This is a genomic window from Salinicola sp. MIT1003, from assembly GCF_001858555.1.
GTDB lineage: Bacteria > Pseudomonadota > Gammaproteobacteria > Pseudomonadales > Halomonadaceae > Salinicola > Salinicola salarius.
This window is the reverse complement of the sequence record NZ_MCAP01000057.1, coordinates 104,708-126,785: the sequence shown is the minus strand read 5'-3', so window position 1 is coordinate 126,785 and position 22,078 is coordinate 104,708. Positions and strand designations below refer to the sequence as shown.

General features: G+C 65.0%; 17 protein-coding genes and 2 tRNA genes. 5 read left to right on the top strand and 14 right to left on the bottom strand.

What is annotated here, in order from left to right:
- Nucleotides 1-19: 19 nt before the first annotated feature.
- Nucleotides 20-1,105, bottom strand: a complete 1,086-nt coding sequence (locus BC443_RS15630; protein WP_071232754.1) for an AI-2E family transporter — start codon at nucleotides 1,103-1,105, stop codon at nucleotides 20-22.
- Nucleotides 1,102-1,353, bottom strand: a complete 252-nt coding sequence (locus BC443_RS15625) for a sulfurtransferase TusA family protein (RefSeq protein ID WP_071232753.1) — start codon at nucleotides 1,351-1,353, stop codon at nucleotides 1,102-1,104. Before BC443_RS15625 ends, BC443_RS15630 begins: the two co-directional genes overlap by 4 nt.
- A gap of 251 nt (nucleotides 1,354-1,604) precedes the next feature.
- On the opposite strand from BC443_RS15625, the gene BC443_RS15620 reads away from it, so the two are divergent.
- Nucleotides 1,605-3,068: a M48 family metalloprotease gene (locus BC443_RS15620; protein ID WP_071232752.1), complete on the top strand. Its 1,464-nt coding sequence runs from the start codon at nucleotides 1,605-1,607 to the stop codon at nucleotides 3,066-3,068.
- A gap of 86 nt (nucleotides 3,069-3,154) precedes the next feature.
- On the opposite strand, the gene BC443_RS15615 is transcribed toward BC443_RS15620, so the two are convergent.
- From BC443_RS15615 to BC443_RS15565, 11 genes are all read right to left on the bottom strand, one after another.
- On the bottom strand, nucleotides 3,155-4,384 hold the full coding sequence (locus tag BC443_RS15615; protein ID WP_071232751.1) for a serine hydrolase: 1,230 nt from the start codon (nucleotides 4,382-4,384) through the stop codon (nucleotides 3,155-3,157).
- Nucleotides 4,385-4,745: 361 nt separating this feature from the next.
- A tRNA-Lys gene (locus BC443_RS15610) sits at nucleotides 4,746-4,821 on the bottom strand.
- Between the two features lie 60 nt (nucleotides 4,822-4,881).
- Nucleotides 4,882-4,957 (bottom strand) — tRNA-Lys (locus BC443_RS15605).
- 88 nt (nucleotides 4,958-5,045) lie between these two features.
- Nucleotides 5,046-5,912, bottom strand: coding sequence for a 23S rRNA pseudouridine(2605) synthase RluB (gene rluB / locus BC443_RS15600; RefSeq protein ID WP_083387467.1), 867 nt, complete (start codon nucleotides 5,910-5,912; stop codon nucleotides 5,046-5,048).
- Nucleotides 5,913-5,991: 79 nt separating this feature from the next.
- Nucleotides 5,992-6,897, bottom strand: coding sequence for an SMC-Scp complex subunit ScpB (scpB, locus tag BC443_RS15595; RefSeq protein ID WP_071232749.1), 906 nt, complete (start codon nucleotides 6,895-6,897; stop codon nucleotides 5,992-5,994).
- Nucleotides 6,894-7,769 (bottom strand): ScpA family protein, encoded by an 876-nt coding sequence (locus tag BC443_RS15590; RefSeq protein ID WP_247643307.1) that lies wholly within the window; start codon nucleotides 7,767-7,769, stop codon nucleotides 6,894-6,896. The genes scpB and BC443_RS15590 overlap by 4 nt, the downstream gene beginning before the upstream one ends.
- 223 nt (nucleotides 7,770-7,992) lie before the next feature.
- On the bottom strand, nucleotides 7,993-9,117 hold the full coding sequence (gene pqqE, locus BC443_RS15585) for a pyrroloquinoline quinone biosynthesis protein PqqE (RefSeq protein ID WP_071232747.1): 1,125 nt from the start codon (nucleotides 9,115-9,117) through the stop codon (nucleotides 7,993-7,995).
- Entirely contained in the window at nucleotides 9,114-9,440 is a 327-nt protein-coding gene (pqqD, locus tag BC443_RS15580; RefSeq protein WP_071232746.1) for a pyrroloquinoline quinone biosynthesis peptide chaperone PqqD, read from the bottom strand. The genes pqqE and pqqD overlap by 4 nt, the downstream gene beginning before the upstream one ends.
- Nucleotides 9,437-10,303 carry a pyrroloquinoline-quinone synthase PqqC gene (gene pqqC / locus BC443_RS15575; protein WP_210766294.1) on the bottom strand — a complete coding sequence of 289 codons (867 nt, stop codon included), beginning with the start codon at nucleotides 10,301-10,303 and terminating at the stop codon, nucleotides 9,437-9,439. The genes pqqD and pqqC overlap by 4 nt, the downstream gene beginning before the upstream one ends.
- Complete coding sequence (gene pqqB, locus BC443_RS15570; RefSeq protein ID WP_071232816.1) at nucleotides 10,300-11,199, bottom strand: pyrroloquinoline quinone biosynthesis protein PqqB; 900 nt, start codon at nucleotides 11,197-11,199, stop codon at nucleotides 10,300-10,302. Before pqqB ends, pqqC begins: the two co-directional genes overlap by 4 nt.
- 246 nt (nucleotides 11,200-11,445) lie before the next feature.
- Nucleotides 11,446-13,437: a DEAD/DEAH box helicase gene (locus BC443_RS15565; protein WP_139284346.1), complete on the bottom strand. Its 1,992-nt coding sequence runs from the start codon at nucleotides 13,435-13,437 to the stop codon at nucleotides 11,446-11,448.
- A 125-nt stretch (nucleotides 13,438-13,562) separates the two neighbouring features.
- Here BC443_RS15565 and BC443_RS15560 point away from each other — a divergent pair, with 125 nt between their 5' ends.
- The 3 genes from BC443_RS15560 to BC443_RS15550 all read left to right on the top strand — a co-directional run bounded on the left by BC443_RS15560 (nucleotide 13,563) and on the right by BC443_RS15550 (nucleotide 16,004).
- Nucleotides 13,563-13,994: a hypothetical protein gene (locus BC443_RS15560; RefSeq protein ID WP_071232745.1), complete on the top strand. Its 432-nt coding sequence runs from the start codon at nucleotides 13,563-13,565 to the stop codon at nucleotides 13,992-13,994.
- 69 nt (nucleotides 13,995-14,063) lie between these two features.
- Entirely contained in the window at nucleotides 14,064-14,378 is a 315-nt protein-coding gene (locus BC443_RS15555) for a putative quinol monooxygenase (RefSeq protein ID WP_071232744.1), read from the top strand.
- A 96-nt stretch (nucleotides 14,379-14,474) separates the two neighbouring features.
- On the top strand, nucleotides 14,475-16,004 hold the full coding sequence (locus BC443_RS15550) for an aromatic amino acid ammonia-lyase (protein ID WP_071232743.1): 1,530 nt from the start codon (nucleotides 14,475-14,477) through the stop codon (nucleotides 16,002-16,004).
- 382 nt (nucleotides 16,005-16,386) lie between these two features.
- Here the strand turns inward: BC443_RS15550 and purL are convergent, their stop codons facing one another.
- The gene (gene purL / locus BC443_RS15545) at nucleotides 16,387-20,328 is read right to left on the bottom strand and encodes a phosphoribosylformylglycinamidine synthase (protein WP_071232742.1); all 3,942 of its coding nucleotides are present in this window, start codon (nucleotides 20,326-20,328) and stop codon (nucleotides 16,387-16,389) included.
- A gap of 226 nt (nucleotides 20,329-20,554) precedes the next feature.
- Here purL and mltF point away from each other — a divergent pair, with 226 nt between their 5' ends.
- Complete coding sequence (gene mltF, locus BC443_RS15540) at nucleotides 20,555-22,066, top strand: membrane-bound lytic murein transglycosylase MltF (RefSeq protein ID WP_247643304.1); 1,512 nt, start codon at nucleotides 20,555-20,557, stop codon at nucleotides 22,064-22,066.
- Nucleotides 22,067-22,078: the final 12 nt, after the last annotated feature.

Genomic DNA, 22,078 nt, shown 5'->3' with positions numbered 1-22,078 from the left:
CGGTCGGCGCGGACGCGCTTCAGGGCGCCTTCTCTATCTCGGCCTGGTCCGACTCGCCTCGCGGCCAGGCCTGCACCAGCGCCTTGATCAGGGTTGCCAGCGGAATCGCGAAGAACACGCCCCAGAAGCCCCACAACCCGCCGAAAAACAGCACTGCCAGAATGATCGAGACAGGGTGCAGGTTGACCGCTTCCGAAAACAGGACCGGCACCAGTACATTGCCATCGAGCGCCTGCAGAATGGCGTACGCCGCCAGCACATACAGGAACTGCTCGCTGGCGCCGAAATGAAAACCCGCCACCGCCGCGACCGGCAGCGTGGCAACCGCGGCGCCGATATAGGGCACCAGCACCGACAGCCCCACTATCAGCCCCAGCAAGGCGGCGTAGGGCAGCCCGAAGGCCCAGAAGACGATGAAGGCCACGCTGCCGACGATGATGATCTCGATGGTCTTGCCGCGCACGTAGTTGGCGATCTGGTCATCCATCTCCTGCCAGATACGGGTCATCAGCGTGCGCTTGCCCGGCAGCATCGACAGCATGAAGGCGACCAGCCGTTCGCGATCCTTGAGCATGAAGAAGACCAGGATCGGCACCAGGACCAGGTAGATGATCACCGCCATCAGATTACCCAGCGACGCCAGCGAGAAGGTCAGCGCCCGCTGGCCGAGCTGCGAGGCCTGGTGTCCGGCCGTGGCGATCCAGCCCTGGATCTGATCCGGCGTGACGATGGTCGGATATTTCGTCTGCATCTCGCCCAGCCAGCGTTGGCTGCTGGCAAACATGCTGGGGGCTTCCTGGACCAGCTCGACCAGCTGATTCCAGACCAGCGGCATGATGACCAGTGCCAGTGCCAGCAGCGCCCCCACGAACAGTAGAAAGACCAGCCCCACCGCCAGCAGACGCGGCAGCCCTCGACGCTCCAGCCAGGCCACCACGCCCTGCAACAGGAAGGCGACGACCAGCGCGGTGAAAAACGGTGCCAGCGCACCGCCGAGCCAGATCACGATGGCAAAGCCGCCGATCAGCAGTGCCAGCAGGACGATCGCTTCTTCATCGGAAAGATAACGCTCGAACCAGTGACGCAGAATGCCCTTCAAACTCATGCCGGTGCGTCTCCATCCGCCTTGCGCAGCCAGTAGCGATAGATTCCGTCCGCTTGCTCGCGCTCGACCAGCGTGTGTCGGCTGTGCTCGACGAAACTCTCGAAATCACGCCAGGAGCCCGCATCGGTCGCGATCACTTCGAGCAGTTGCCCGGCCTGCATGCCGGCGAGAGCCTGCTTGGCCTTGAGCAATGGAAGCGGGCAGCTCAGACCGGAGGCATCCAGTCGGCAATCGGGCGCTTGAGACATGACAGATCCCGGGTTGGTGAACGGTAAATTGAAAGATGAATCGAAAGTTCGTTAGCCTGCCACAGGGCCGGCGGCATCGCTCCCCGAGTTTTGGAAAGCGCCTGGGCACGTCTGCGACAAACTGTAGTCGAAGGCATGATAACCCAGACCGTTACCCCCTACCGCGGCTTTCGCCTGCAGCGTATCTTTGGCTGCGCCGGGTCTTTTGCCTGTACCGTAGCTTTGCCTGAATGGGGATCGAGACCGTCAGCATGACAAACCACCGACCGACATCATTCAAACGGCAGCTGTTGGCCGTCTCGCTGCTATCCGCAACGCTGGCCGGCGCCGCCCCGCTCGCCCAGGCCCAGCAAGGCTATCAGCTTCCGGATCTCGGCAGTACCAGTGCCGCCGTCACTACCAGTGACGAATACCGCCTGGGTCGCGCCTGGCTGCGCCAGTTCCGTGCCCAGACCGATCCCTGGCAGGATCCGATCACCCAGACCTACGTCCGCTCGATGCTGGCCAAGCTGGTGCCGTACAGCGGCGTCGACGAACGGCTCGTGGTCACGCTGGTCGACAGCCGTCTGCTGAATGCGTTTGCCGTTCCCGGCGGCGTGGTCGGGGTCAACGCCGGCCTGTTCACCACGGCGCCCGATGAAGACGAGTTCGCCTCGGTTCTGGCCCACGAACTGGGCCACCTGTCCCAGCGCCACTATGCCCGGCGCATGGAGCGGGTCGAGGAGACGCAGTTGCCGACCATGGCGGCGATGCTGGCGGGCATGGTGCTGGCGGCCGGAGGTGGCGGCAGCGCCGGCATCGCCGCCATGATGGGGACGCAGGCCGCCTTCATCCAGGACCAGCTCGCCTACTCCCGGCGCTTCGAGCAGGAAGCCGATCGCGTCGGTCTCAACGCCATGGCCAAGGCCGGGTACGACCCGCAGGCCATGCCGGACATGTTCCGCACGCTGCAGAAGCTTGCCGCGCTGCAAGGCGGCAACCCGCCGGAGTTTCTGCTGACGCACCCGGTCACCGAATCGCGCATCAGCGACACCCAGGCGCGCGCCGACCAGTTGTCCTCGCCTCCCCATCATGACGACCCCACGTACGCCATGGTTCGCGGCCGGGCACTGCTGATGATCAATCGGGACAACCCGACCCAGGCGATGACGGCGCTCGAGCAGGACAACCCGCCACCGGCGGCGGTGAGCTACCTTCGGGCGCTGGTCGACGCCCAGCAGACGCACACCGACGCCGCACTGAAAACACTGGACGAGCTGGCCCGGCAATACCCCGATCTTTCGATGATTCCCGCCACGGCGGCGCAGATCGCCTACGATGCCGGTCGCCGCCAGGAAGCCTTGACGCGGGCGCAACACATCCTGCGGCTCTCCCCCTCCTACTTTCCGGCGCAATGGGTACAGGCGGAAACGCTGTTGCAGACATCTCCCGTCCAGGCGTTCGACGTGCTGCGCGACATGAGCGAACAGTATCCGGAGGACCCTAACGTGTTCGGACTACTGGCCGAAGCCGCCGGCCGCACCGGCCGTGATGCCTGGGGCCAGCTGGCGCGCGCGGAGCAGCTACAGCTCGAAGGACGCATCGACACCGCCATCCGCCAGATAGACTCCGCCGAGAAAGTGGCCAGGCAGAGCGGCGACTACGCCATGGCCAGCCGCATCGAGCAGCGGCGCAAGGATTTCCTCGGCTACCGGGATACGATGCAAAACTTCTGACCTGCCCCGCCATCGGACCCCGGCGATGGCTTCCGGACATCTCGCGCCGAGCTCGCGCCGAGAAAGAAACGGCCGGAGAGCAGGATTCAGCGATGCCGGTCGAGGTGCGCGACGATCGCGTCGAAGAATGCCATGGGATCGATCGCCAACTTGCCCAACGGCTTGGGGGCGGCGGCGTTCTGCGCGATCACGATCTCACGGGCCGGATTGACGTAAATGGCCTGCCCGTGGATACCCTTCGCCGCATAGGCCTGATCCTGGCGTGAAGGGTCCGTCCAGGCAGTCCACCACATGTAGCCATATTCCAGTGGTTCAGTGCCCGGTGATTCGCCGCCAGCGAGCATGGTCGGCCGCGTGGCCTCGGCAACCCAGCCTTCGGGCAACAGCGGTTCGCCATCGATCTTCCCGCCTTCGAGCATGAACTGGCCGAAACGCGCGTAATCTCTCAACGTGGCGCTGATTCCGCTGCCGCCGATCTCGATGCCGTCCGGCGACTCCAGCCACCAGGTAGCATCGTGCTCCATGCCGAAGGGCTGCCACAGCTTGTCCGACAGATAGTCGGCCAACGGCCGGCCGATAGCACGGTGAACGAGCTCGGCGAGAATCTGCGTCTCGCCGGTGCTGTAGTTGTGGACCGTTCCCGGCATCGCGGCGCGAGGCAGCGACGCCATCACCTTCATCACCCCGCCCGGCTGCTGGGCGACTTGCGCCTCGAGCAGCCGACGGCGATCGGACGCCGGGTCGGTGTAGGTCTCGTTCCAGGCCACGCCGGAGGCCATCATCAGCAGATCGCGCAGACTCACGCCATCGTAGGCACTTCCCGCCAGCGCCGGCACGTAGTCGACCACCCGAGCCGCCAGCCCCTCCCGGATCGACCCGTCCTGAATCGCCATGCCGGCCAGCGTCGAGCAGATGGACTTGGCTACCGACATCGACATCCAGCGCGTGACGCGATCGTTGCCGCGCTGATAGGTCTCGTGGACGATGCGGCCCCGGTGGAGGACCACCAGCCCGGTGACCTGATTCAAGGCGAGATAGTCATAGAGGTCGTAGGACTCCCCGTTCACCGTGGCCAGCACACCGTCGAGACTTTCCAGCGCCTGCGTCAGCGGGCGTGGCCGCTCGCCGGCCGTGACGATCCTCGAAGGAAACAGCCGGTCGATGTTGCGAAAGGTGCTGACCGCCAGGTCCGGAACCAACCGCCCGCTGTAGATCTGCTCGACGCTGCCGATCGGCTCGTCGGCATGGCGATAGGCAACACTCGATCGGGACGAGTGTCGAGCGTCAGCGAGCGGCGCGGAGGCACGGGAAGACATGGGCTCTCTCCTGGAACGGTCATTAGGGTCTGTTGACGTTTCAGCGCGAACCGCGTTGCTGCGCCAAATGGCGCCAGGCCAGGCGCGGGATGCAGAGAAGGGTGGTTCCCTTTTCCAATCCCGCAACGCCGCATGGCGCCATTTGCCGCGCAACCCGAAGGGCCGGGCCAGTTTTTGCACGGTGCTGCGTTATTCGTCGTTCATTTGGAATGACCAAACTACGCTCCTCACGCCTTGCCCCGCACAAAAACTGGCTCCGGCGCGGCCGTGCATGAAACGTCAACAGACCCTAGATCAACCAGTACCACAGACACGACCAGGCGCGCATCAATCAGCGTGAAGCATGGAAATAAAAGCAGAATGGTGGGTCGTGTAGGATTCGAACCTACGACCAATTGGTTAAAAGCCAACTGCTCTACCAACTGAGCTAACGACCCGGAACGGATGATCGGCGAGAGAATGCCGAATCGATGCCGTGAAGGCGAGGAAGAGATCGATGGTGGGTCGTGTAGGATTCGAACCTACGACCAATTGGTTAAAAGCCAACTGCTCTACCAACTGAGCTAACGACCCCTTCCGACTGGGCGCACATGTTACTCATAAGCCTCGGAGCAGGCAAGCGTTTTTTCCCCGCTCCGAGGCAATCGACGCGCCGCCGGGATCAGGCGTCTTCGCGGCGCGGCCGACGCGGTTTCTTCATCGCGGTCACCGGGCGACGCTTGTTCTTGTCGCGGCTCCAGCGATTCTTCTCGTCCGGCGTCATCTCCGGCACCTTGCGCGGCTCGAGACCTGCCAGGGTCGAAAGCTCGTCGATCTCGTCCTGGGTCATCTCCGTCCACTCGCCGGCCTTGGCCCGCTTGTCGAGGAAGATGTTGCCGTAGCGCACGCGCTTCAGGCGGCTGACGGTCAGCCCCTGGGACTCCCACAGCCGGCGTACCTCGCGGTTGCGGCCTTCCAGGATCACCACGTGGAACCAGGTGTTGATGCCCTCGCCACCGAACTCCTGCACGTCGGTGAAACGGGCCGGGCCGTCCTCGAGCATTACGCCTTCGACCATGTTGACCACGTGCTCGCGCTTCACGTCACCCATCACGCGCACCGCGTATTCCCGTTCGATCTGGTGTGAAGGATGCATCAGCCGGTTGGCCAGCTCGCCGTCGGTAGTGAACAGCAACAGCCCGCTGGTATTGATGTCGAGACGCCCGATCGCGATCCAGCGCTCGCCCTTCAGTCGCGGCAGGCGTTCGAAGACGGTCCGCCGGCCTTCGGGATCCTTGCGGGTGCACAGCTCGCCTTCCGGCTTGTTGTACATGATCACCCGTCGCGGCACTTCCTCGACCGCTCGCAGATTGATCGCCCGGTCGTCGAGCGCCACACGGTCGCGTGCACCGACCCGGTCGCCCAGCTTGGCGACCTGGCCGTTGACCTTGATCCGGCCGGCGCTGATCGCCGTTTCCATCTCCCGTCGCGAGCCGTAACCGGCGCGCGCCAGCACTTTTTGCAGCTTTTCGGTGTTGGTATCCGTCATGTCTTTCATTGCCTCGTCGGCTGGAGAATTCGCCAGTGACCGTCGCGCCCACAGGCAAACCGATCGGAATTGGCGATTCTCAGGTGTCCGTGTCCGAATTCTCGTCCGCCGGGCCGGCGTTGTTCGCCGCCTCGGCCTGGCGTTTTCGGGCACGCTCGGCCAGTCGCGCTTCGAGCTCGGCAAAACTCAGCGACTCGCCGGGGGACGCCATCTCGGCGTGTTCGTCGTTGTCGGGCTCATCATTGTCACATTCACCCGACGCTGCCGATAAATCGGGTTCTTGCGTTTCCACCGCCGCTTTCGAGCCGCCTTCTTCATGTGACGGCGTCTCGCCGCCGGCCTCGCCAGCCGTTTCGACAGGGGGCACATCCTCGAACGGCTCGTGCATGCCGGTTTCGAACGTTTCGAACTGCTTGAGTTCATGCATCGGCGGCAACGAATCCAGGGTCTTCAGCCCCAGATCGTCGAGAAACGTCCGCGTGGTCGCGTAGACCGCCGGCCGTCCGGGCACGTCACGGTGTCCGACGACGCGAATCCAGCCGCGCTCCACCAGGGTGCGCATGATCGAACTGCTCACCGCCACGCCGCGCACCTCTTCGATATCGCCGCGGGTCACCGGCTGGCGGTAGGCGATCAGCGCCAGCGTCTCGAGCAGAGCCCGCGAGTAGCGCTGAGGCTTCTCGTCCCACAGTCGTGATACCCAGGGCGAATAGCGCTGCCGAATGCGCACCTGGTACCCCGACGCCGACTCGATCAGCTCCAGTGCGCCGCCGCTTGCCAGCCGCTCGCCGAGCTTGTTGAGCGATTCGCGGATCGCCGCCCGCGACGGCGGCCGCCTCGAATCGAACAGCCCTGCGTTAGCCTGGTCTGCCTCGAACACCGTCTCGAGCCGCTCCAGCGAGACCGGCTCGCCGGCGGCCAGCAGTATCGCTTCGAGAATTTCGTCCAGCGCTGGGGTCACGTAGGGGTCGGTCAGGCGGTTCATGCCTTCGCCTCGTCGTCGCTGCCGGTCTCGAAGACGCCCTCTGCCTCGCCGGGAGCGCCTTCGTTCTCGCCGGGGACGCCCGCCTCCAGCGCCAGCCGGGCCCGCAGGTGAATCGGCGAGAGCGGCGCATTCTGCACGATTTCGATCATCGACTCACGCGCTAATTCGAGAATCGCCATGAAGGTGACGATGACCCCGGCGCGCCCCTCGGAAAGCTCGAACAGCGATTCGAACGGCGTATAGCGATCCGCCTCGAGTCTGGCCATGATCGCGAGCATTCGCTCCCGCGTCGACAGCACTTCGCGGCTGATCCGGTGGGACTGGCGCAGGTCGGCGCGCTTGAGCATGCTGCCCAGCGCCCCGAGCAGATCGCTCAGCGAGACATCCGGATGCACCACGCGGGGCTCGAGCTCCGGCAATGCCGCCTGGACCGGATGCCAGTCGCGCCCCATCCGCGGCAGTTCGTCCAGCGTCTCGGCGGAAAGCTTGAGCTGCTCGTACTCCTGCAGGCGACGAATCAGTTCGGCCTGCGGATCATCCTCTTCATCCTCGTCGTCTCCCCTGGGCGGTCTCGGCAGCAGCGTGCGCGACTTGATCTCGGCGAGCATCGCGGCCATCACCAGATATTCGCCGGCAAGATCGATTTCCATCGCCTGCATCAGATCGACGTACTCGACGTACTGGTGGGTAATGGCGGCAACGTCGATGGCCAGAATGTCGAGATTCTGCCGGCGGATCAGGTAGAGCAGCAGATCGAGCGGGCCTTCGAAGGTCTCGAGGAAGACTTTCAGCGCTTCCGGCGGGATGTAGAGATCCTGCGGCAGCTCGGTCAGGCCTTCGCCATTGACCCGCGCCACGAATTCGAGCGGCAGCTGCGCGGAGGGCGACGCCTCGGCGGCATCGGGTCGTTCGGATTCGATAACGCTCACGCCGCCTCCCTCCTTGTTGCGCCATGAATTGTCGCGCAATGAAAAGCCGCTGAATGAAAAGCCACGAAATGAAAAGCCGGTGCTGGGCGGAAAGGCATCCAGTCTATCAAGCGTTGGCGCGGCGGCCTATCGGGGAGGAGGCGGCCTTCCCGTTCCCGAATCTTCGCTAGGCGGGCTGGCGTGAAAATCGGCGATAGGTGAATTCGTCGTCGCGCCGGGAGTCGACGATCGCCAGCGTCTGGATCTCGTCGTGATAGGGCGAAAGCTCGCAGACCGGGTCCATCTGGGTCGCGTCACCGGTCAGCATCAGAGCCTGACAGCGGCAGCCGCCCCAGTCGATCTCGCGGCGGTCGCAGCTCTGGCAGGCGTCCGGCATCCAGGCGGTTCCGCGATAGGCGTTGAACGCGGGGCTATGCTGCCAGATCTCGCCCAGGGCATGGTCGCGCACATTCCAGAACTTGAGACCGGGGATGGTCTCGGCGGCGTGGCACGGCAACACTTTCCCCAAAGGCGAGACATTGAGCGACTGACGCCCCCAGCCATTCATGCACGGCTTGGGCAGGCGCGCGTAGTAATCCGGCACCACGGCGTCGATCACCAGCTTGCCCTTGAGCCGCTCGCGGGCCGCTTCCACCAGTTCGAGGGCTTCCATCACCTGCTCCCGAGGCGGCATCAGCGCACCACGATTCTGCAGCGCCCAGCCGTAGTACTGCGCATGAGCGATCTCGAGCCGTCGCGCGCCGAGTTCCAGGGCCAGTTCGACCAGATCGGGGATCTGATGCAAGTTGGCACGATGGATCACGCTGTTGAGCGTCAGCGGCAGGCCAACGTCGATCACCTCCGCCGCGAAGGCGAGTTTCTTGTCGAAGGCGCCGGGCAAGTTGGCGATATGATCGTTGACCTCCGCCGTCGCCCCCTGCACCGAGAGCTGCACGTGATCGAGCCCGGCATCCGCCAGCGCTTCGAGACGCACGCGACTGATGTTGACGCCCGCCGTGATCAGGTTGGAATAGAGACCGTGCTCGGCACAGCTCGCCACCAGCGCTTCCAGATCCTGGCGCAGCGCCGGTTCGCCACCGGAGAGATGCACCTGCAGTACGCCAAGCTCGGCCGCCTCGGCAAAGACCCGCTGCCAAGTCTCGGTATCGAGTTCCTCGCGCTTGCGGGTCAGCTCGACCGGATTGGAGCAGTAAGGGCACTGCAGCGGACAGCGATGGGTCAGTTCCGCCAGCATGCCAATAGGGGGTGGCTGCATCGAGGGCTGCTGGCGCGCTTCCGATGGGGTATTCATGCCACTTCCAGAACGTTCTTGGTGATCAGATCGGCGAGCATCGCCCGCACATCAGCGAGAATGCGATCCCGCGGCGCGGCGAACGCCTGCGCCAGATCGTCGACGATGGCAGCGACGTCGCGCTCGCCGTCGACGCGAGTGAGCACCTGCTGGGCAATCGGATCGAGCTGGAACACCCGCTCCGGCGCCAGCAGCACCCAGCCGCCACGGGCCTTGTCCTCGCGTAGCCTCACGCCGCGCGGGATTCTCACCACGTCGCGCTCGGCAAGCGCTGGCACGCCGCCGGCATTGCTATCGAGATGGGTATCGCTATCGGCACTCATCGGGCAAGCCTCCCGTGGTCATTCAGGCCGTCACTCAGGCGGCCATTCATGTAGCCACCCAGGCCGTCACCTTCAATCTCCTGCCCTTCGATGCCGCTGCCCCAGGCACCGGGCGGCACCTGACCCGATGAATTCGAGCCGGCGCCAACGTAGGCATGTTGCAGCGCATCGAGCATCGCCCACAGCACGCTGCACTTGAAGCGCAAGGCATCGATGACCGCCTGCTGCTGGTCGGCGCGATGCGCGTGGCGCTTGACGTAATCGAGCGCCATCTCGGCATCGCGCGGCGCCTGGGTCAGGCGCGGCTCGAAGTACGCAAGCGTCTCGCGGGAGACGAAGTCGTAGTGTTCGAGCATGCCGCGCACGCGCTGGCCGATCACCATCGGCGAGAACAGCTCGGTCAGCGACGAGGCGATCGCCTCGAGCAGCGACCGGTCACGCACGAAGTGGGTATACGCCTCGACCGCGAAGCGCGTCGCCGGGAGGATGCCCCGCGTCGAGACGACCAGCTCCCGCGACAGGCCGAGGCCATCGGTCAGTTTGAGCCAGCGTTCGATGCCGCCCTCGCCCGCCGCTTCGCCGTCATGGTCGACCAGCCGCGAGCGCCAGGTGCGGCGCAGTTCGGGATCGTCGAGTCTCGCCATCAGCGAGGCGTCCTTGATCGGGATCATCGCCTGGTAGTAGTAGCGATTGAGCGCCCAGGCCTGGACCTGGCGCTTGTCGAGCTCGCCGTTCTGCAGCATCAGCTGGAACGGATGACGATGGTGATAACGCGTCTCGCCGACCTCGCGCAGTCGGGCTTCCAGCGCCTCGACGCTCAACGGTTCGGTCAGATCCGGATGATTCTCGAAGGTCAGGCTCAACAGCTCAACTCCATACCGTCGTAGGCGATCTCCCAGCCGGCGCGTTCGGCCGTCTGGCGCTCGGGGGAATCCGCGATCAACACCGGATTGGTGTTGTTGATGTGGACGAAGACGCGCTGGCCCAGCGAGAGATCGGCCAGCGCCGCGATACTGCCCTCGGCGCCGGACATCGACATGTGGCCCATGCGGTTGCCCGTCTTGTGGCCGACGCCGGCGCGCACCATCTCGTCGTCGCGCCACAGGGTGCCGTCGAACAGCAGCAGATCGGCACCGTCGAGGCGCGCGACCAGCGTCGGCGTCATCGTTGCGCAGCCGGGAATATAGTAGGCGCGCCTGTCGTCACTGATCAGTTCGACACCGACCGTGCTTTCTCCTTCGACACCGATCTCGACCTGATCGCCTTCGAGATAGAGCGCGGTCTTGCCCGGCACCGCGAACAGCCGGGCCTGCAGCCCGTCGAGCAGTGCAAAGGGCTGATCCAGGGCGATGGATTCACGGCTGACATGTTCGGGGTTCAGCACATCGAAGATCGGGCTGCCACGCAGCACATCCTGGATCATCGGCGTCGCCAGCAGCCGGAACGGCGAGCTCTCGCGAAGATTGAGCAGCCCGCCGACATGATCGACGTCGGCATTGGTCAGCAGCACGCTGGCAATCGGCGTATGCCGAAGGCCCTGGCGCGGATGCAATGCCGGCGTCCGTTGAATCTGTTTGAGAATATCGGGCGCGCAGTTGATCAGCGCCCAGTTTTCGCCGTCGACGCTGACGGCGATCGAGGATTGGGTCCGTGGCGTGACGCGTGGATCCCCTTCCCAGACCAGACGGCACACGTCGCAGCGGCAGTTCCACTGAGGCGAGCCGCCACCGGCGGCCGCCCCCAGTACGCGCAGCTGCAAGGCAGCGCCGCCACGCGCGTCTTGCTGCGGGTTCAAAATTCAGCGGGCATGTAGTCGTTGATTTCCATGCCGACACAGATTTCCTTCACTTCCGGGGTCGTCCAGCTCATGAGGAGCTCCTTGCTTAACGGTTTTGAGGGGCAGCGCCCTGATCGGCGCCTGCGGCGACGCTCGAGCGAGCGCTGCTTCATTCTAGTCAAAAGGTCGCCATTGCCCCAACGAATTTATTAGCAGGTAAATCATTTTTCACACTTCGGCCCCTGCGGCATCCGCCTTGCGGTAACGGCCAACGTAGTCGAACAGTTTCTCTTCGACCCGCCAATGTCGGCCGCTCTTGCGGCCGATGACGAAGTCCGGCGCGCGCAGACGCCCCGCTTCGGCAGCCGCCTCCTCGGCCGAACCGGGACGCCAGCCACTGCCCGGCGCGCGCAGATGCTGGCGTAGAAAGACGCGGTCGAAAACGTGCTGCTGTGCCGGCGTCTCCAGCCCGAACCATTCGTTCAGCGTCTCGCCATCCTCGTCGTGGTAGGTCACCTTGAGCCGCGGCACGCCGCGCCCGTTGGTGGTCGCCTCGAGCTGCATGCCGCTGACCCGAAGCACCTTGGCATGACGCAGTTTGAGCGCATCGCGCAATTTGTCGTCCGGATCGACCAATCGCTCGCCGCAATGGCCGCAGGCACGCGCGGCGATATCGTTCTCCCCGCCGCACTGCTCGCAGACCTTGAAGCGGAAGCGGAACGTGCATTGATGTCGGCTTTCCAAGGCGCCCGAAGCCGCGCCCTTCCCTTCACCCGCGCCAGAAGCCGCGCCCTTCCCTTCACCCGCGCCAGAAGCCGCGCCCACATCAGGCTCGCCCGCCGGGTTTGACCTTTCGTCTTTCGCGCGGGGTTGGGCGCGATGGAGAGCGGCGCGTGTAGATAGCACCAGCCCTTGGCAACGCCGGCCGTGATGTTCGATCACGAAGTCGCCGTCGCGCTTGCCCCAGAAGGTATTGGCGAAGCCGCACTCCGGGCATTCGACCTGCACCGGCTCGCTCTCGCCGTCCGGTCGCGCCTGGGCAATCTCCGGCGCATAGAGCTCCCACGGGTTGCCGGCATAGTCGAGGATCAGGCAGTCGGTCTTTCCCGGCGAGAGCCGCAATCCGCGGCCGACGATCTGCTGATAGAGCCCCACCGATTCGGTCGGACGCAGAATAGCGATCACATCCACATGCGGCGCATCGAAGCCGGTCGTCAGCACCGCCACATTGACCAGATACTTGAGCTTTCGCGCCTTGAACGCAGCGATCAATCGCTCCCGCTCCGGCCCCGGCGTCGCCCCGGTCACCAATGCACTCTCCTCCGAGGGCAGCAGCCCCAGCACTTCCTCGGCGTGCGCGACGGTGGCGGCGAAGACCATCACGCCCTGGCGATCGCGGGCGCGCTCGATCACGTCATGGATAATCTGGGGCGTGGCGCGGTTGCCCTGAACCACACCGTTGAGATCCCGCTCGGCGAACTGGCCGTTGCGCTGTGGCACTAGCTGCGAAAAGTCATAGAACGCCATGGCGCCATCGATGCGTCTGGGCTCGGCGAGATAGCCCTGACGCACCATCACCCGCAGCGGCTGCTCGAACACGCAGTCGCGGAAGAAGGCATCCTCCGGCCCTTTCACCATGCCGTGGTAGTGGCGGTGATAGAGAAACCCCTCGCCGAGGCGATACGGCGTTGCCGTCAGCCCCAACACCTTGAGGTTGGGCCGCGCTTCGCGCAGCCGCGCGATCACCTTCTCGTAGGTGGAAGCGCTGCGCTGGCGATCATCCTCGGCCTTTCCGGCACCGCGAGCCAGCGCCTCTTTTGAAATCGATAGGCGATGGCACTCGTCGATCACCAGCAGCGTGAACTCGCCGGTGGCGAAATCCTCCAGCCCGTTGACCACCGACTGCACCGAGCCAAACACCACCTGGCGACCGCTTTCCTTGCGTCCCAGACCGGCGCTGAAGATGTCCGCCTCGCGTCCGTAGGCCAGGTACTTGGCGTGATTCTGCTCGACCAGTTCACGGACATGCGCCAGCACCAGCACCCGGCCGCGCGCGCGGCGTGCCAGCTCGGCAATGACCAGCGATTTGCCGCTGCCGGTGGGCAGCACGACCACGGCCGGATCGTCGCTGCCACGGAAATGCGCGATGACGTTATCGACGGCTTGCGTCTGGTAAGGGCGGAGCTGGGGAAAGGCGTTGGCCGAAGGAAATTTGGACATGGGCGGCATGTTAAACCTCGACGCCATGGCCGCCAATTGGCTTCTCGCCGATGGCGTCAGTTGCCTTACAATGGGTTCATTGTCATCGGCGCCTTGTCGCCGCAACTCGACTTCGGAGCGTCTTCATGCAGTCTGACACCTCACACGAAGCCCCCACCCCGCTCGAACGCTATATCGAGCAGCTGCGCGCCATGGAGATCGACATCGAGGCCATGGACGCCCAGGCGGCGCGCATTCGTCAGGACAATCTCGAGTTCGTGCTGGTCGTCGCCACCGACGAACCGGCATTCTTTCAGTTGATGCTGCCCGGCGTGTGGCAGGCTGCTGCCGCCACCAATCGCACGTTGCTGCTGGAAACCGCCAACGACGTGATGAATACGCTGAAAGCCGCCAAGCTGGTAGTGCACAACGAGGCCGTGCACGTCAGCGTCGAACAGTTCGTCGAGGGGCCGGATCAGGGCGTCGCGCTGATTCCCGGATTGCTGGAACTCCTCAAGAGCGCCGTGGCCGAATTCCAGGAACGTCTCGGCATGGGCGAGGCGCCGCGCGTACACTGATGCCCAGGCCGGCGTGTCGGCGACGACGCGCTCGCCATTGCCCCGCTCAATTTCGATAAGGAGATCACCATGGCCGAATCCACCCACTTCGTGGTCATTGCCGAATTCCGCATCAAGCCGGGCCAGGTGCCGGCCTTCCTCGCACTGGCCCACAACGATGCCAGCGAGTCCCTGACCAACGAGGAAGGCTGCCTGGCATTCGACGTGCTGACGCCGGAAGGCAGCGAAGACATCGTCGTTCTGCACGAGGTCTATCGCGACCGGAACGCCTTCGAGCACCACATGCAGATGCCGCACTACCCGCCGTTCAAGGAAGGCACCGCCCCGCTGCTCGATGGCGAGCCTTCGGTACGTTTCTTCTACACCGCTACCCGTCCCGAGTAAGCCCATCGAAAAGAGGTGCCTGGCCGCCTCTGCTGGCCGCGAGCCTTGGCTCGCGGCTACACTCGGCGATCCATGAGCCTAACCGGACGCCGCCGCATGCCCCCGAACGCCCCGCTGGTCACTTTTGGCCCTACGCCGCTATCCCTCGAATCGATCATTGCTCTGGCTGAACGCCGCGCCGCGTCGGCACTCGATGCCGATCCGCAGTGGCGCGCCAGGATCGACCGGGGCGCGGCGGTCGTCGACGGCTTGCTGGACCGCGAGGGGCAGATCTACGGCATCACCACCGGTTACGGCGATTCCTGCGTTACCGCCATTCCGCTCTCCCAGGTCGAAGCGCTGCCGCGCCAGCTCTATACCTTTCACGGCTGCGGGTTGGGCCGCTTTCTCGAACCCGAAGCGGCGCGGGCAGTGCTCGCGACGCGTCTGCAGTCGCTGTGTCAGAGCGTCTCCGGCGTGCGCTTCACGCTGCTCGAGCGTCTTCACGCCTGTCTACAGGAAGATCTGCTGCCCAAGATCCCCGAAGAGGGCTCGGTGGGAGCCAGCGGCGACCTCACGCCGCTTTCCTACGTGGCCGCCCTGCTGTGCGGAGAGCGCGAGGTGATCTGGCGGGGTGAAACGCGAACGGCAGCCGAGGCGCACGCCGAGCTGGGCTGGGAGCCGCTCACGCTGCGACCCAAGGAAGCGCTGGCACTGATGAACGGCACGGCAGTCATGACCGCGCTGGCGTGCCAGGCCTTTGGCCGCGCCGAATATCTGCTGAAGCTCGCTACTCGCATCACCGCGCTCAACGTGGCCGCCCTGCGCGGCAACCCCAACCATTTCGAGGCGAGACTGTTCGCGGCCAAACCGCACCCTGGCCAGTCCCGTGTCGCCGCGTGGCTGAGAGCCGATCTGGAACTGGAAAATCTGCCGCCGCGGCAGCGCCTGCAGGACCGCTACTCGCTGCGCTGCGCGCCGCATGTGCTGGGCGTGCTGGCGGATAGCCTCGGCTGGCTGCGCGGCTTCATCGAGACCGAGCTCAACAGCGCCAATGACAACCCGCTGATCGATCCGGACGTCGGAGACGTCATGCATGGCGGTCACTTCTACGGCGGCCATATCGCCTTCGCCATGGACAGTCTCAAGACGTTGACCGCCAACGTCGCCGACCTGCTCGACCGCCAGCTCGCACTGCTGGTCGACACCCGCTACAACCACGGCCTGCCGAGCAATCTTTCCGGCGCGCCGGCCGAACGCGCGATGATCAATCACGGCTTCAAGGCGGTCCAGATCGGCGCCTCCGCCTGGGCCGCCGAAGCGCTCAAGGGCACCATGCCCGCCAGCGTCTTCTCCCGCTCCACCGAGTGCCACAACCAGGACAAGGTGAGCATGGGCACTATCGCCGCCCGCGACGCCCTGCGCGTGCTCGAACTCACCGAACAGGTCGCCGCCGCCGCGCTGCTGGCGGCATTGCAGGGGGTACACCTGCGCAGCGATCCGCTGCCCGCGCCGCTCGCCGAGATGGTCGACAAGCTGCGTGAAGATTTCGCCCCGGTAGTCGAAGATCGCGCGCTGGATGGCGAGCTCAGGCGGTGTCTCGAGCGGATACGGGCGCGGCATTGGATGCTTTATCCGGAAACCTGAAAGGCGGTCACAACGGACTCAGCAAAGGACACGACTGCTTACGGTCTTACTATCCTTTTGCACGGTCTGAAGAGAGGGCTTAACGCTCGCCCTCTCTTCGCTCTCCCTCTCCTCGCGCCCGAAATCGCGAAACCCTGGCGGATTCGCCGGCTGCGCTTCGGGTCGGCGCACACGGACATCCTGTCCTGGTGCGCCTCTTTCGACATCCATGTCGAAAGACCCGGCTAGCCGTCAATCCGCCAGCGCGCTTTCGAAGGCGCTGGCAGATATAACCATCCATAGCGATGTCCTCAGACAAAAAACCGGCTTGCCCCAGGGTATAAGACCCCAGGGCAAGCCGGCTTCCATCGTCACGCCAAAACGCTGACGTCAACCCCTTACATCAACCAACCCAGACGCGGGCATTGCGGAACATCCGCATCCATGCGCCGTCCTGCGTCCACTCCGGCGGGCGCCAGGAGTTGGTCACCGCGCGGGCGACACGCTCCGGGTGCGGCATCATGATCGTGACGCGACCATCCGGCGTGGTCAGGCCGGTAATGCCGGCCGGCGAGCCGTTGGGGTTGGCCGGATAACGAGTCGTGACCTGGCCTTCGTTGTCGATGTAGCGCATCGCGATCTGGCCGCTGGTCTGCATGCTGCGCAGGTGGCCGCCGTCCTCGAACAGCGCCTGACCTTCGCCATGGGCGACGGCGATCGGCAGGGTCGAGCCGGCCATGCCGGCGAGCAGGATCGACGGGCTCTCCTCGACCTGCACCATCGATACGCGGGCCTCGAACTGTTCGGAGTCATTGCGCACGAAGCGCGGCCAGCGCTCGGCGCCGGGGATCAGCTCCTTCAACTGCGAGAACATCTGGCAGCCGTTGCAGACGCCGAGGCCGAAGGTGTCTTCGCGTTCGAAGAAGGCGGCGAACTGATCGCGCGCGCGGCCGTTGAACAGTGCCGACTTGGCCCAGCCGCCGCCGGCGCCGAGCACATCGCCGTAGGAGAAGCCGCCGCAGCCGACCAGGCCTTTCATGTCGTCGAGGGTGACACGCCCGGCGAGGATGTCGCTCATGTGCACGTCGACCGCCTCGAAACCGGCATGATCGAAGGCCGCCGCCATTTCCATATGACCGTTTACGCCCTGCTCGCGCAGGATCGCCACGCGCGGGCGCACGCCGGTCTGGATGAAAGGTGCGGCAATGTCGTCGTCGACGTCGAAGGTCGGACTGGCCGACAGCCCCGGATCGCGCAGGTTGAGCAGGCCGTCGAACTCGCTCTTGGCGGCCTCGGGGTTGTCGCGCAGCGCCTGCATCCGGTAGCTGGTCTCGGACCAGGTGCGCTGGGTCATGGCGCGGGTGGTTTCCAGCAGAGGCTCTTCGAACAGCGTCACGCGGACCTGATCGTCGTAACGCGGCCGGGCGATGACACCGCAAGTCTCGAGCCCGGCGGCGGCGAACTGCGCCAGCACGAATTCGGTATCCTGACGGTTGACCTGAATCACTGCGCCGAGCTCTTCGGCGAACAGCGCATCCATCGCGCCGACGGCATCGTCAGTGAGCCAGTCGAGCTTGACCTCGAGCCCGCCGCGGCCGGCGAAGGCCATCTCCAGCAGCGTCACGATCAGGCCGCCGTCGCTGCGATCGTGATAGGCGAGCAGCTTGCCGTCGGCATTGAGCCCCTGGATGACGTTGAAGAACGCCACCAGGTCCTCGGCCTCGTCGAGATCCGGGCAGACGTTGCCGACCTGACCATAGACCTGCGCCAACGCCGAGCCGCCGAGACGGTTCTGGCCGCGGCCAAGGTCGATCAGGATCAGATCGCTCTCGTCCTGGTCGAGACGCAGCTGCGGCGTGAGCGTACGCATGGCATCGGTGACCGGTGCAAAGCCGGTGATGTTCAGCGTCAGCGGTGCGGTAATGCTCTTCTCGTCCCCCTCTTCTGTCTGCCAGGCAGTGCGCATGGACATCGAATCCTTGCCCACCGGCACGGCGATGCCCAGTGCCGGGCAGAGTTCCATACCCACGGCGTGAACGGCATCATACAGCGCCTGATTCTCGCCGACGTGGTCGGCCGCACTCATCCAGTTGGCGGAGAGCTTGATGTCGGAAAGCTTTCCGATCGGTGCCGCCGCCAGGTTGGTGATCGCCTCGGCCACCGCCAGCCGCGCGCTGGCCGCAGGATCGATCAGCGCCACCGGCGGGCGCTCGCCCATCGCCATCGCTTCGCCGGCGTGGGTGTCGTAGCTCGAGGTGGTCACCGCGCAGTCCGCCACCGGTACCTGCCAGGGGCCGACCATCTGGTCGCGGGCCACTTGGCCTGTAATCGAGCGGTCGCCGATGGTGATCAAAAAGCTCTTCGACGCCACCGTGGGCAGCCGCAGCACGCGATCCAGCGCTTCACGCAGGTCGAGGTTGTCGAGCCCCAGCCCCGGCAGGTTGAGCGTGTGCCGCTCGAAGCTGCGCTGCATCCTGGGTGGCTTGCCGAACAGCACGCTCATCGGCAGATCGACGGGATCGGCTTCGAAATGGCCATCGCGCACCGCCAGATGGTGCGCTTCGGTGGCTTCGCCGACTACGGCGTAGGGGCAGCGTTCGCGGACACACAGCGCATCGAAGGTGTCGAGCTGCTCGGGCGTGACCGCCAGCACGTAACGCTCCTGGGCTTCGTTGCACCAGATTTCCAGCGGGCTCATGCCCGGTTCGGCGTTGGGCACCGCACGCAGGTCGAACAGGCCGCCGCGGCCGCCGTCCTTGACCAGCTCCGGCAGGGCGTTGGAGAGACCGCCAGCGCCGACATCGTGGATGAAGGCGATGGGGTTGGCGTCACCCAGCGCCCAGCAGCGATCGATCACTTCCTGGGCGCGACGCTCGATCTCGGGGTTGTCGCGCTGCACCGAGGCGAAGTCGAGATCTTCGCTGGAGGCACCGGACGCCATCGACGACGCCGCACCGCCGCCGAGACCGATCAGCATCGCCGGGCCGCCCATCACGATCAGCTTGGCGCCGACCGGAATGTCACCCTTGAGCACGTGGCCGTCGCGGACGTTGCCGTAGCCGCCCGCCAGCATCACCGGCTTGTGGTAGCCGCGACGCTCGATGCCGCCGGCGCCCACCGCGTCGAGCTCGAAGGTGCGGAAGAAGCCGTTGAGGTTGGGCCGGCCGAACTCGTTGTTGAACGCCGCGCCACCGATCGGCCCTTCGAGCATGATGTCGAGCGCCGACTGGATCCGCTCCGGCTTGCCGTAGTCGAAGGCTTCCCACGGCTGCACGAATTCGGGAATGCGCAGGTTGGAGACGGTGAAGCCGGTGAGCCCCGCCTTGGGCTTGCCGCCGCGCCCCGTCGCGCCCTCGTCGCGAATCTCGCCGCCGGCGCCGGTGGCCGCGCCCGGATGCGGGGCGATCGCGGTCGGGTGGTTGTGGGTTTCCACCTTCATCAGGATATGGATCGGCTCTCGGGTCGCACCGTAGACCTGGCTGTCCGGCGCGGGGAAGAAGCGCCCGGCCGTCGGCCCTTCGATGATCGCCGCGTTGTCGCTGTAGGCCGAGAGCACCTTGTCGCTGGACTGCTCGAAGGTGTTCTTGATCATCTTGAACAGCGAGTGGGTCTGGGGTTCGCCGTCGATCACCCAGTCGGCATTGAAGATCTTGTGGCGGCAGTGCTCGGAGTTGGCCTGGGCGAACATCATCAGTTCGACGTCGGTCGGGTTGCGCCCGAGCTCGCCGAAGGCCTCGACCAGGTAGTCGATCTCGTCGTCGGCGAGTGCCAGCCCCAGTTCGGTGTTGGCGTTGGCCAGCGCCGGCCGACCGCCGCCCAGCACGTCCACCGTCGACAGCGGCGTCGGCTGGTGGTGCGAGAACAGCTTGGCCGCGTCGCTTGCGTCGAACAGCACGGTTTCGACCATGCGATCATGCAGGTGCGCGACCATGGCCTCGTAGGCCTCGGCGCTCGGTGCGCTCTTCAATGTCACGCGGTAGGCGATGCCTCGCTCGATGCGCGCGACCTGATCCAGCCCGCAATTGTGGGCGATATCGGTGGCCTTGGAGGACCAGGGCGAGATCGTGCCGATCCGGGGAACGACCAGAAACAGATGGCCGTCGGCGGACGCACGCTGGTCGGCGTCGCTGCCACGGCTTTCGAAACCTTCGAGGCTTTGAACACCGTAGTCCAGCAGCCGGTCCAGCACTTGGCGAGCCTGATCATCGAGCTCGTCATGGTGATCGACGAAGTGGACGTAATGCGCGCTGAGAGACTCGACTTCGGGAACGACAGCGCGAAGATCGGCGAGCAGTTTGGCGTGACGGAATGCAGATAGCGCGGGAGCGCCTTGCAATTCGAGCATGGCGTGGAAAGCCTCCAGGACGGTCGAGGATCGCGTTGGTCTCATTTCGAGATACTGAGCTCGAGACGGGCAGCGATGCCGGGATCAGGGCGACATGATACTGGAAAGCGGCGGCGCTCGCTAAGTCAACACGCCGGTCTCGGTCGCAAGCCATGAATCCGGCGGGAAGATACCGCCATGATCGACGCCTGATGCCCGCGTTTCGGGGTGCGTGGCAGGAAACCGAATGGATGACAGCGAGACGGTGGCCGGCTATGGTGTCCCGTCACGCTGTTACCGACCCCATTGCATGCCCAAGCTCCTGACACGTCTGCGACTCGCGCTGACAGTGCTGCTGACGCTGGCGACTCTTCTCTGCCCCGCTCAGTTCGCGCTGCGCTACAGTGACGGGCTCGATCCGATTCGCAAGCGCGATTTCCTGCAGGTCGCGACTCGCAAGGGTCCCATTACCTTCTATAACGGGGGGCATGGGCCGACCGGATTCGAATACGAACTGATGCGACGTTTCGCACAGTCGCTGGGCGTCAGTCTGGCGGTCGACAGCAATACCCGTATCGACGATGTCCTCGACGACGTGCGCAGCGGCAAGGCGGACTTGGGCGCCGCCGCATTGTCTCTGGATCTGAGCCGACCGGGCATTCGCTACAGCAAACCGATTTTGACGCTGCAGCCGCTGGTGGTCTATCGCCGTGGCCTGCCACCGGTGCGCACCCTGGACGACCTCGTGGGGCTGCGTATCGGGGTCATTGCCAACTCCGGCAACGCCGAGGCACTGCACACGCAGCAGCAGAACCTGCCGGGGCTCGGCTGGCGCGAAGCGGACGGGCTGACCATTGCCGATCTGATGGAGATGGTCGAGCGCGACGATCTCGATGCCGCTGTCGTCTATACCCACCAGTTCCAGCTCAACCGCCTGTTCTTCCCCAACGTCGAGCGTGGCTTTCCGTTGGGCAAGCCCCTGAGCCTGGCCTGGGCCTTTGCGGCAAACCAGCCGATCGATCTCCTCAATGCCGCCAACGACTTTCTCCAGGCGCAGCGGCGCAATGGCGGGCTGGACGAGCTCATCGGACGGTATTTCGGCCATGACGACTACCTCGAGTATGTCGGCGCCCGGCTTTTCATCCATCACATCGGCACTCGTCTGCCGCGTTTTCTGCCTTACTTCAAGGAGGCCGCGCGCGAGACCGGTTTCGACTGGCGTCTGCTGGCGGCGCTGGGTTTCCAGGAATCGCACTGGGAAGCCGATGCCGAGTCGCCGACCGGCGTTCGCGGCCTGATGATGTTGACGCGCCCCACCGCCGAGGAGATCGGCATCGATAATCGCCTCGACCCGCGCCAGAGCGTCGACGGTGGCGCGCGATACCTGCTTCAGGTCAAGCAGCGCCTCAGCGAGGACATCCCCGAGCCGGATCGCACCTGGATGGCGCTGGCCGCCTACAACGTCGGGCTCGGGCACCTGTTCGATGCCCAGGATATCGCCCGCCTGCGCGGGGGCGATCCCAACCGCTGGGCCGACGTTCGCGAAGCGCTGCCGTTGCTGCAGGACCGGGAATGGTACTCTCGGGTACACCACGGTTACGCTCGTGGCGGGGAACCGGTAATCTACGTGCGTAACGTGCGCCGCTATTACGAAATATTAAAGTACGTCAATCGCAGCCAGCAGCAGTTCAACCTGTTAGGGGAGCGCGCACTCGAGGGGGATACGCTACCTCTCGAGACCGTCGCTCCCCTGCTGTGACCGGTCGTTCTG